The 11,081-nt window shown below is 69.7% G+C and carries 7 protein-coding genes; 2 read left to right on the top strand and 5 right to left on the bottom strand.

All coding sequences use genetic code 11. The annotated features are described in order from the left end of the window. Nucleotides 1-43: 43 nt before the first annotated feature. A complete protein-coding gene (locus ACFWGJ_RS35260) occupies nt 44-1,009 on the bottom strand; it encodes a DUF3048 domain-containing protein (RefSeq protein ID WP_387332740.1) in 966 nt (321 codons plus the stop codon). Nucleotides 1,010-1,300: 291 nt separating this feature from the next. Beyond that, nucleotides 1,301-2,371, bottom strand: a complete 1,071-nt coding sequence (locus ACFWGJ_RS35255; protein WP_387332738.1) for an ATP-dependent DNA ligase — start codon at nt 2,369-2,371, stop codon at nt 1,301-1,303. Between the two features lie 93 nt (nt 2,372-2,464). On the opposite strand from ACFWGJ_RS35255, the gene ligD reads away from it, so the two are divergent. After that, complete coding sequence (gene ligD, locus ACFWGJ_RS35250; protein ID WP_387332737.1) at nt 2,465-3,478, top strand: non-homologous end-joining DNA ligase; 1,014 nt, start codon at nt 2,465-2,467, stop codon at nt 3,476-3,478. 23 nt (nt 3,479-3,501) lie between these two features. Here the strand turns inward: ligD and ACFWGJ_RS35245 are convergent, their stop codons facing one another. After that, entirely contained in the window at nt 3,502-5,700 is a 2,199-nt protein-coding gene (locus ACFWGJ_RS35245) for an OmpL47-type beta-barrel domain-containing protein (RefSeq protein ID WP_387332746.1), read from the bottom strand. Nucleotides 5,701-5,738: 38 nt separating this feature from the next. After that, the gene (locus ACFWGJ_RS35240) at nt 5,739-8,168 is read right to left on the bottom strand and encodes a ThuA domain-containing protein (RefSeq protein WP_387332744.1); all 2,430 of its coding nucleotides are present in this window, start codon (nt 8,166-8,168) and stop codon (nt 5,739-5,741) included. A gap of 347 nt (nt 8,169-8,515) precedes the next feature. Between ACFWGJ_RS35240 and ACFWGJ_RS35235 the strand changes: the two genes are divergently transcribed. Continuing rightward, a complete protein-coding gene (locus ACFWGJ_RS35235) occupies nt 8,516-9,493 on the top strand; it encodes a multicopper oxidase domain-containing protein (RefSeq protein WP_387332742.1) in 978 nt (325 codons plus the stop codon). Between the two features lie 347 nt (nt 9,494-9,840). On the opposite strand, the gene ACFWGJ_RS35230 is transcribed toward ACFWGJ_RS35235, so the two are convergent. Further along, nucleotides 9,841-10,872, bottom strand: a complete 1,032-nt coding sequence (locus ACFWGJ_RS35230) for a LacI family DNA-binding transcriptional regulator (protein ID WP_387332735.1) — start codon at nt 10,870-10,872, stop codon at nt 9,841-9,843. Between the last annotated feature and the right edge of the window lie 209 nt (nt 10,873-11,081).

The following is an 11,081-nucleotide window of genomic DNA, read 5'->3' as shown; positions in this document are numbered from 1 at the left end:
CCCGCAGGTGAAGGCGATACGCCAGGCCGGCGCCGAGTGGGGGTCACGCTCGGGCGAAGACCACCCACACCTGACCCTTCGCGAAGTTCACCGGCGCGCCGGACGGAGTCGTGAACTCCGTGCCACCCGTCGCAAGCGGCCGCTTCCACGCCACATCGAACGCCTTGCCGTCCCGCAACACCTTCGCCGTCCCAGACCCCACCGTCTCCGTGTAGGGCGTGACGTTGCCGAGATAGTCGTGGTACCGGGACTTACGGATGTTCACGTACTGCACGACGACCGTGGAGGCGGAAACCCGCTTCCCACCGGTCGTCACCGCGGGCGTCCCGTCCATCGACACCAGCCACCGCCGCTGGTCCCGGGACCAGTCGAAGGTGAAGCGGGCCTGCGGGAAGCGGACCGTACGCGTGCTCTCGGGCGTGCCTCCCGCGGGCGCGGCACCGTACCGGAAGCCCGTCGTCAGCGCGTCGGCCCCGGGCGTGCCGGTCAGCAGCCGCTGAGGCCGCAGATAGAGGTTGTGCGGCTGCGGCTTGTCCGTGCCCCGGTAGTACGCGTTCGTCTTCTCCTCCGGAAGGGCGGTCTGCAGCGGCGCGCTGTCGATCAGCGGCAGCAGCTTCTTCTGGGCTCCGGAGAAGGCGAGCGTCGGCTTGTGGAACTGGCGCAGCAGCTCCAGATCCGACTCGCGGGCGCTGCGCACCGGCCCGATGGCCTTCGGCAGGCGGGTCGCGTACACCGCCATCAGCCGGCTGAGACCACCCTCGACCTGCTCGGCGTACACGACGTCGGCGGCGTCCAGGCCCGTCTGCGGGCGGGCGCCGGGCACGTTGTCGATCTTCACGACGAGCGGGGAGGCGGCCTGCGGCACCGGACTCGCCGGGGCGCTGGTGCCCTGCGTGCTGTCGGTGCGGGGCGGCATGTTCCCGCGCTGCTTGTCGTCGAGCGGCTCACCCCGCGTACAGGCCGTCGCCGTGGCGCCCGCCAGCAGGGCGACCAGCAGTGTCGTCGTCATGGCCGAGCGCCTCGAACGCCCCGTCCGCCCCGTCCGCTCCGTCCGTCTCCTGCGTACCGTGGCCACCGTGCCCCGTTTCGTCGTTTTTCAGGTTATAGGTTCAATGAGTACGTACCCAATGAGCCAAGATCGAAGGCGTGCGCTGGTCCGAGCGGGTCACGTGAGCGGCCAGCAGGGTGCGGCGGTTCGGCCGACGGCGCCGTACCGCACGACACGGGTCGTACGCGGAAGACGTACCCAACCAGGCTGCCGCGCAAGGGCGTTGGGTGGCGGAAATGCGTTCGGGGCCGTTCAGTCCCGCGGGCCCAGGATGTCCGCGAGGTCGTAGCCGACCGGCTCCTCCAGCTGGGCGTACGTACAGCTCTCCGGCGTACGGTCCGGGCGCCAGCGGCGGAAGCGCGCCATGTGCCGGAAGCGCGCGCCGTTCTCCATGTGCTCGTACGCCACCTCGCACACCAGTTCCGGCCGCAGCGGAATCCAGGACAGGTCCTTCTTGCCCGTCCAGCGGCTGGGCGCGCCGGGCAGCCGCGCCGACTCGTGCGCCGACTCCTCGGCCCAGGCCGCCCATGGATGCCCGGCCGGCGACTCCATGAGCAGCGGGGCCAGCTCGGCGATCAGCTCCTCGCGCCGCTTCATCGTGAAGGCCGCACACACCCCCACGTGCTGCAACGTGCCCCCGGCGTCGTACAGGCCGAGCAGCAGCGAGCCGACGACGGGCCCGCTCTTGTGGAGCCGGTAGCCCGCGACCACCACGTCCGCCGTGCGCTCGTGCTTGATCTTGAACATCAGGCGTTCGTCCTGCCCGTAGCGCAGGGTGAGCGGTTTGGCGACCACTCCGTCGAGCCCGGCCCCCTCGTACTGCTCGAACCACTGCCGCGCCACCTCGATGTCCGTCGTCGCCGGCGCCAGGTGCACGGGGGGCGCGCTGTCGGACAGCGCCCTCTCCAGCAGGGCCCGCCGGTCGGACAGTGGGGTGTCCAGCAGCGACTCGTCGGCCAGCGCGAGCAGGTCGAACGCCACGAACGACGCGGGATGGCGTTCCGAGAGGGTCGTCACCCGGGATGCCGCCGGATGGATGCGCTCGGAGAGAGCGTCGAAGTCGAGCCGTCCGCCCCGCGCGACCACGATCTCGCCGTCCACCACACAGCGCTCGGGCAACCGCTCCCGCAAGGCCTCCACCAGCTCGGGGAAGTACCTGACCAGCGACTTCGTGTTACGGCTGCCGATCTCGACCTCGTCCCCGTCACGGAAGACGATCGCCCGGAACCCGTCCCACTTCGCCTCGTAGTGCATGCCCGGCGGAATCCGCGCTGCGGACTTGGCGAGCATGGGCTTCACGGGCGGCATCACCGGCAGATCCATACACCGATTCTGCGGTGATACGTCGATAATCGCCCGCTATATGCCTTTGCTGCGGATATGCGAGGTGTGCGCGGTGCGCCTACCGTGGCTCGCATGGCGGATGCGGTGGAGCTGGAGGCGGCGGGCAGGACGGTACGGCTGTCCAGCCCGGACAGGGTCTTCTTCCCGGAGCGTGGCTTCACGAAGCTGGACCTCGCCCGGTACTACCTCGCGGTCGGCCCCGGCATCCTGCGCGCGCTGCGGAACCGGCCCACGACCCTGGAGCGCTACCCGGAGGGCGTCGGCGGCGAGTCCTTCTTCCAGAAGCGGGCCCCGAAGAACATGCCCGACTGGATCCCCACCGCGCACATCGCCTTCCCCAGCGGCCGCAGCGCCGACGAGATGTGCCCCACGGAGGTCGCCGCCGTCCTGTGGGCCGCCCAGTTCGGCACGCTGACCTTCCACCCCTGGCCCGTACGCCGGGACGACGTCGACCGGCCGGACGAACTGCGCATCGACCTCGACCCGCAGCCGGGCACCGACTACGCCGACGCGGTACGCGCGGCCCATGAGCTGCGCGAGGTGCTGCACGAGTACGGCGATCTGCGCGGCTTCCCCAAGACCTCCGGCGGCCGGGGGCTGCACGTCTTCGTGCCGATCGAGCCGCGCTGGACGTTCACCCAGGTCCGCCGGGCCGCGATCGCCGTCGGACGTGAGCTGGAGCGCCGGATGCCGGACCAGGTGACCACGGCCTGGTGGAAGGAGGAGCGGGGCGAGAAGATCTTCGTCGACTACAACCAGACGGCCCGCGACCGCACGATCGCCTCCGCCTATTCGGTGCGCCCCCGGCCGCACGCGCCGGTGTCGGCGCCCCTGACCTGGGACGAGGTCGGCGAGGCCGTGCCCCGGGACTTCGATCTCGCGACCATGCCCGCGCGCTTCGCCGAACTCGGCGATGTGCACGCGGACATGGACGACCACGCCTATTCCCTCGAAGCCCTGCTCGAACTCGCCACCCGTGACGAACACGATCACGGGCTGGGCGATCTGCCGTACCCGCCCGAGTACCCGAAGATGCCGGGCGAGCCGAAGCGGGTACAGCCGAGCAGGGCCAAGAAGGAGAGCTGACCTGCCAGTTGACTAGCCGGGCGTCACAGCTCCTTGATCCTGACGTCGCGGTACGACACCACGTCCGTCGTGCTGTGCACCTGGAGCCCGATGTAGCCGGAGGAGAACCGCCGCCCGTCCGTGCCCGGGTCGTCCGAGCGGGGCGGGGTGAACTCCTGACCGCCGGTGTTGTCGAACTCGTTGATCAGCACGCCGTTGCGGTAGACCGAGTAGTGCTGGTCCACCACGCGGATCTCGTAGTCGTTCCAGGTGCCCTTCTGGGTGACACCGGCACCGGCCAGGCCCACCCGGTCGAAGCCGTAGAGGGAACCGGTCTTGTACATGTCGCCGGTGGGGCTGTCGAACTCCTGTATCTCGTGCCCGTACTTGATGGCGACCCACTCCGGCCGGGACTCCTCCGGGTGGTTGTGGACCTGCGGGAACCGCACGAACACACCGGAGTTGGCGTTGCCCGTGCCCGGCGCGTCGTCACGCCACTGGAGCTTCAGCGAGAAGTCCCCGTACTTGCGCTCGGGGAACCAGAGCATGCCGAGCCCGTCCCGCGCCGTACCCGACGTGATGGTGCCGTCGCCGTTCAGCGCGAACGAACCGCCGCCCACGTGCTGCCACTTGCCGAAGGTGTCCTGCGTACCGTCCATGATCGTGCGGTAGCCCTCGGTCTGGCCGGGGTCACCGATGCCCGACTCGTCGGCCGCCTCGTCGATCAGGTCGTACTCGCGCTGGACGATCACGCCGTCCTTGAGGAGGGTCTTGAGGACCGACGTCACGTGCTTGAGGAACAGCGCGTGGGACGTCCACTCCTTCTCGTCCTCGATCAACTCGTTGATGCGGCACCGGCTGTTGGTGATCCGGTTCGGCACACCCGAGTCGACCGTGCCGACGATGACCGTCAACCGCTCGTCGTACTCGGCGCAGTTGGGCGCCGGCACGCCGCCGCCCGGGGCGACCGTGAAGCTCACCGTACGGGCGTCCGAGGTGTTGCCCGCCTTGTCGCTCGCCCGGTAGACCACCGAGTGCGCGCCCACGCGGTCGACCACCACGGGAGCGGTGTACGCGAGGTAGGGGCCGCCGTCGAGCGAGTACTCGATCTTGTCCACGCCCGAGCCGCCGTGCGCGTCGGTCGCGGTCACCGTCACCTTGGCGCTGTTGATGTACGCACCGGAGGAGTTCTTCGTACCCTCGACGCTCACACCGGTCACCGGGGGAGTGGTGTCCTCCACCGGCGGCGCGACCACGGTGAACGACACCGACTTCTCGGCGGCCACGTTGCCCGCCTTGTCCGTCGCCCGGAACCGCACCTTGTGCGCCCCGACCTCGTGGACCATCACCGGAGCGGTGTACGCCTGCCAGGCACCGGCGTCACCGAGCGCGTACTCGATGGTGTTGACGCCGGAACCGGTGTCGGAGGCCGTCACCGTGACGGTCGCCATGGAGACGTACTCGCCCTGCGCGTTCTTCTCGCCGGTCACCGTCGCCGAGGTGTCCGGCGCGGTCGTGTCGTCCGTCGGCGGGGCCACCACCGTGAACTGCTCCGCCTTCTCCGCGGAGGTGTTCCCGGCCTTGTCGATCGCCCGGTAGCGGACCTTCTGGGCGCCGACCTGGTCGACCACGACGGGCGTGGTGTACGGCTGCCAGGCGCCCGCGTCACCGAGGGCGTACTCGATGCGCTCGACACCCGAACCGCCCGCGTCCGTCGCACTGAGCGCCACGGTCGCCGAACCGACGTACGCGCCGTCCGCGTTCTTCGTGCCGGTCACCTGCGCCGCGGTCTCCGGCGCGGTGGTGTCCTCGCCGGTGCCCTCGGTGACCACCAGGATGCCCTGCATCTGGCCGTGGCCGGGGATCGTGCAGAAGTAGCGGTAGCGGCCGGGTGAGAGCGTCACCTCGGCCGTGTGCCTGCCGCCCTGGTCGTCGTTCGGGTTGGCCAGGATGTTCAGCGGGACGTCGTTCTGGTACTCCGGGTCCGACACGTCGAACGTCAACGTGTGCGGCATACCCATGGTGTTGCCGGTCGCCTCGCTGTTCTCGAAGACGATCGTCGTCGGTCCCGCGACCGCCGTCGTGGGCGCGGACGCGTACTTGGTGATGTCGTCACCGGCCGTCCAGGTGAGCGTCTGCGCCGCGGCGCCCGCCCCGGACGGGGTGTTGTCGGTCTGGCCGGTCGCCGAGGTGGAGGCGAGCCCCAGCACCATCAGCAGTGCGGCGGCAAGTGCCGTCCACAGCCGTCCAGTTCTTCGCCTGCCGATGTCTCTCACGCGCGTCACTGCGCCTCCCTGACGAGCTGATCGGCGGCGGGAGTGGGGCCGCCGCCCTTGTACGTCACCTGCCACAGCGCGGACTTGGAGTCCGAGGTGAAGAAGCCACGGCCGTAGTCGAGGACGTACAGCGTGCCGTCCGGGCCGAACTTCCAGTCCATGAGGTTCTTGATGCCGTCGTTGCCGATGGGGATGATCTTCTTCAGGGACTCGGCGTGCACCGGGATGCCGCCCTGTCCGGCCGTCTTCGGGTCGAGCAGCACGGCATGGCGTGGCTGGTCGGCGTCGTAGAAGTCGCCCACGAACCACTTGCCGTCCCAGTACGAGGGCCACTTGGCGGCGTTCGCCAGCGTGCCGTCGTACCGGTAGACCGGTCCGTCCATGGCCGCCTGGCCGCCGCCCTTGAGCCACGGCAGCAGGAACTTCTGCTCCGCGGTCTTGTACGACGGGATGCCGTTGGCGTCCCGCGGGTAGTCCGGACCGCCGCCCTGGGGCGAGTACCAGATGGTGTTCGACGTGACCGGCGGCAGGTTCACGAGACCGTCGTTGTTCGGCGACTCGTTCTTCGGCGCGTTGCAGTCGTACCAGCCGAGCGGCTTCGTCGGGTCGGGCAGGTTGCGGTCCCGGTAGGGCTGCTTGTTGCCCATGCAGTACGGCCAGCCGTGGTTGCCGGCCTTGGTGATCGCGGCGAACGTGTCGTACTTCGCCGGACCCCACGTCGTCGACGGCGATCCGGCGTCCGGGCCGACCCAGCCCGCGTACAGCGTGTCGGTCTTCTTGTCGATGGAGATGCGCGCCGGGTTGCGGACGCCCATCACATAGATCTCGCCACGCGTCTTGCCGCCGCCCTCGGCGGTCTCCTTGCCCGTGAACAGGTTCCCCTCGGGCAGCGTGTACGTGCCGTCCTGCTCCGGGTGGATGCGCAGGATCTTGCCGTTGAGGTTGTTGGTGTTGCCCGCCGTGCGGCGCGCGTCGGCGAAGGAGACGCCCTTGTAGTTCGGCTGCGGGTTGTTGCCCGAGTAACCGTCGCTGAAGCCACTGGAGTTGTTGTCACCGGTGGCGATGTACAGGTTGCTCTTGGAGTCCCAGGCCAGACCGCCGCCCGCGTGGCAGCAGCTGTGGATCTGGACCGGCCACTTGAGCAGGACCTTCTCGCTGTTCAGATCCAGCTTGGCGGTGTTCGAGTTGTAGGTGAAGCGGGAGACGTACCGCTCGGCCATCTGCTTGTCGCGGTCGATCCGGGAGTGCGGCGTGTAGTGCAGGTACACCCAGCCGTTGTCCTCGAACCGGGGGTCCAGCTCGATGCCGAGCAGGCCCTCCTCGACCTTGATCAGCTCGTCGCCGCCGCCCTTGTTGCCGAAGACGTTGAGCGTGCCGGCCAGCGTGACCTTCTTGGTCTTCGGGTCGTAGACGTGGATCTCGCCCTTGCCCTTGCCGACGTCCGGGTTGTTCCAGTCCGTGATCACGGGCTGCGAGGAGTCGGCGCCGCCGCGGCCGATGTAGAACACCCGGCCGTCGGGCGCGGTCACCAGGCCGTGCGGCTCGCCGATCTGGTCGTTCTGGCCCGGCTGGTTGGGCTGGGTCAGCCGCTCCGCCTTGTAGTTGGCGTTGATCGTGGCCTTGCAGTCGGCCTGCGAGATCCGGGTCGTCCAGGCGAGCGCCCCGCGCAGATGGGACCGGAACTCCGTCTCGTCGTACGACGATTCGGTCCCACCCATACCGGTGTAGAAGGACCGGCCGCCGTCGTAGTCGCGGCACCAGGACACGGGGTGGTCGGCGCCGTTCGCGCTCGTGCCCGGCGTGTACGTCGACTCACGGACCCGGGCCACGGTGTGCACGTCGCCGGACGGGTTCTTGGTCCAGTTCAGCCACTGGTCGGGGCGCTTCCACTGCAGCGGGAGATCCTTGGTGGCCGGATGCTGGCGGTCACCGACCTCGACGGTCGCCCGCTGTACGTTCGTCGGGCTGTTCGCCGCCGGGCGGGCGCCGACGAGTCCGGTGAACCAGTCCGAGTACGGCTCGGCGCGGGCCGCGTCATGGATGCCGAGGAAGCCGCCGCCGGCCTCCATGTACGACTCCAGACCGGCCTCCTGCTCCGGATCGAGGATGTCACCGCCGCCGGTCAGGAAGACGACGGCGTTGTAGAGGCCGAGTTCCGTCTCGTCGGTGAAGACGGAGGCGTCGTCGGTGGCCGTCACCTTGAAGCGCCCGGCCGCGGGGCCGCTCTGGCCGATGTCCTCGATCGCCTCGATACCGGCATTGACGACGGGCGACTCGTCGCCGCCGGCCGCGGACCCGTGGTAGATCAGCACCCGCACATCCGCGCTGCCGGGCGGCGATTTGATCGACATCGTTGTCAGGGGCGGCTCGGGTGCGGGGCGCGCGCTCGCGGCCGGCCCCGAGAGGACACCGGCGGCGACGACTCCGGCAGCCAGCGCGGCTGCCCAGCCTCTCCGTCTTGCTCTGCCCAACGTCCGTACGGTCAGTGGCGTTTGATGCGGTGTGGGCCGCATGTGGTCACCCCATCCTCCTCGGTCACAGCAACAGCGCCATGGAAGCTAGACCTTTTCGCGGAACTCGCCAATAGGTATGACCGGTATCCAACAAACTTTGTCCTGAGTGTGGATAAACGAAGGCGATGCCACTACCGTCTCACCAGTTCGTCTCTGTCACTCGGTTCCGTCAGACCCTTCAACCCGGTTGATCGCGCTGCAGATTGGGAGAGTTCGGCATGAGCACCACGGACGACATGGACACCACGGGTGCGGGCACCGCTGACGCGATGGACAGGCGTGGGTTCAGCCGCCGGATGATGATGGGCGGAGCCGCCGTCGCCACGGTCGCGACATCGTTGTCGCTCGTCGCCGCGAAGGACGCGACGTCCGCCGACAGCGCGGCGAGCGCGAGCACCGCGCTCCGCACCGCCCCCGCGGGCGGCGAGGTCAGACGCATCAAGCTGTACATCGAGAAACTCGCCGACGGCCAACTGGGCTACGGGTTCGAGAAGGGCGGGGCCACGATCCCCGGGCCGCTCATCGAACTCAACGAGGGCGACACCGCCTACATCGAGGTCGAGAACACGCTGGACGTGGCGGCGAGCCTGCACGTCCACGGCCTGGACTACGAGGTGTCCAGCGACGGCACGAAGCTGAGCAAGTCGCATGTGGAGCCGGGGGACACGCGTACGTACACCTGGCGCACCCATGCCCCGGGCCGCCGCAAGGACGGCACCTGGCGGGCGGGCAGCGCGGGCTACTGGCACTACCACGACCACGTCGTCGGCACGGAGCACGGCACGGGCGGCATCCGCAAGGGCTTGTACGGTCCGGTGATCGTCCGCAGGCAGGGCGACATCCTCCCGGACAAGACCCACACCATCGTCTTCAACGACATGACGATCAACAACAGGCCGGGGCACGACAGCCCCAACTTCGAGGCCACGGTGGGGGACCGGGTCGAGTTCGTCTCGATCACGCACGGCGAGTACTACCACACGTTCCATGTGCACGGTCACCGCTGGGCGGACAACCGCACGGGCCTGCTGACCGGCCCCGACGACCCCAGCCGCGTCGTCGACAACCTGATCGTGGGCCCCGCGGACTCCTTCGGCTTCCAGGTCATCGCGGGGGAGGGCGTCGGCGCGGGCGCATGGATGTACCACTGCCACGTCCAGAGCCACTCCGACATGGGAATGGCGGGCCTGTTCCTGGTCAAGAAGACGGACGGCACGATTCCGGGCTACGAGCCCCACGAACACTGAAGCGCGGGGGCGCGCAGCGCCCCGCGCCCTGAGGGGCGCGGGGAACTGCGCGGCCAGCCAGGACGTGCCTGCACTTGGCGTCCGGCCTGTCCGTCTGGGGGCGCGGGGAACTGCGCGATCAGCCACGACGGACCCGCAGTGGGCCCACCGGGGGTTCGGGGCAGGCCCCGTCGGGTTTTGGCTGCGGCCGAGTGGGGGCGGGCCGCGCAGTTCCCCGCGCCCCTGATGGGGCTGGGGTCGGCACCGCGACGCACTCGCACCCGGCGACGGGCCCGTGTTCAGGGGCGCGGGGAACTGCGCGACCGGCCACGGCGGACCCGCACTCGAACACGCACCCCGCGAAGCGGCTACGCCGAGACCCGGCGTACCAGAGTCGTCGGCAGCACCACACTCGACGGCGCCCCCGCGGCAGCGGCCCCGCTCCGGTCCAGCCCCCGCAGCAACAACCGCGCCATCAACCGCCCCATCTCCTCGATGTCCTGCCGGACAGTCGTGAGCGGCGGATCGGCCTGTTCGGTGAACGGCAGCATGTCGTCGAACCCGATCACGGCGACATCCTCGGGCACCCGCCGCCCCCGCTCACGCAGCGCCCGCATCGCGCCGACCGCCATGAGGTCGTTCGCCGCGAACACCGCGTCCACATCGGGGCAGCGTTCGAGCAGTTCCCGCATGGCCCGCTCACCCCCACCGGGCGTGAAGTCGCTCTCCACGATCAGCCTCGGATCGACGTCCACCATGACGTCACGGAACCCGTCGAGCCGGTCGACCGCCGAGGTCTGGTCGAGGGCACCGGTGATGTGCGCGACGCGCGTGCGGCCGAGTCCGACGAGATGCCGGACGGCCTCGCGGGCGCCGCCCCTGTTGTCGCAGTCGACGTAGACCACGCCGCGCGAGCCGTCGCTCCAGCCGGGGCGCCCGCCGTACACGGTCGGCACTCCGTGGATCAGGCTGGGCAGGGGGTCGTCGAGGTGCAGGGAGAAGACGAGCGCGCCGTCGACGTGGCCGCCGGCGAGGTAGCGCGCCACGCGGGCGTGGTCGTCGCGGCCCTCCGTGAGCAGCAGGACGAGTTGCGAGTCGTGGGCCGTCAGTTCCTTGCTGATGCCGCGGAGCTGGAGCGCGAAGAAGGGGTCCGCGAAGACGCGGGTCTCCGGTTCGGCGATGACCACGGCGACGGCGTCGTGGCGCCGGGTGACGAGGCTGCGGGCGGCCTGGTTGGGGACGTAACCGAGTTCGTCGACGGCGCGCCTGACTCGCTCGACGAGTGGTTCGCGGACGCCTTCGCCGCCGTTGACGACCCGGGACACGGTGGCTCGGGAGACTCCCGCCCGGGCGGCCACTGCCTCCAGTGTGGGGCGTGGCTGTGTCGACTGGTCGGTCACCTCGGGGCTCCTCAGGGCGGTGGTTGCCGATCAGGATAGCCGGGGTTCGCTCCATTGCTGAGAGCGCTCCCTTTTGGCCGGGGCGGCCTTTTGGCGCGGGTGCGTCGCGGGTGATTGCGCAGTTCCCCGCGCCCCTGGGAGGCCGGACCGTCGTCGCCTGCGGGCCCGTCGTGGCTTGTCGCGCAGTTCCTCGCGCCCCCAGACGGACA

Origin of the sequence: Streptomyces sp. NPDC060205, from assembly GCF_042728395.1 — a bacterium.
Classification (GTDB): Bacteria; Actinomycetota; Actinomycetes; order Streptomycetales; family Streptomycetaceae; genus Streptomyces.
Note: the sequence above shows the minus strand (reverse complement) of the source record. Positions and strands in the feature narration are given on the sequence as shown.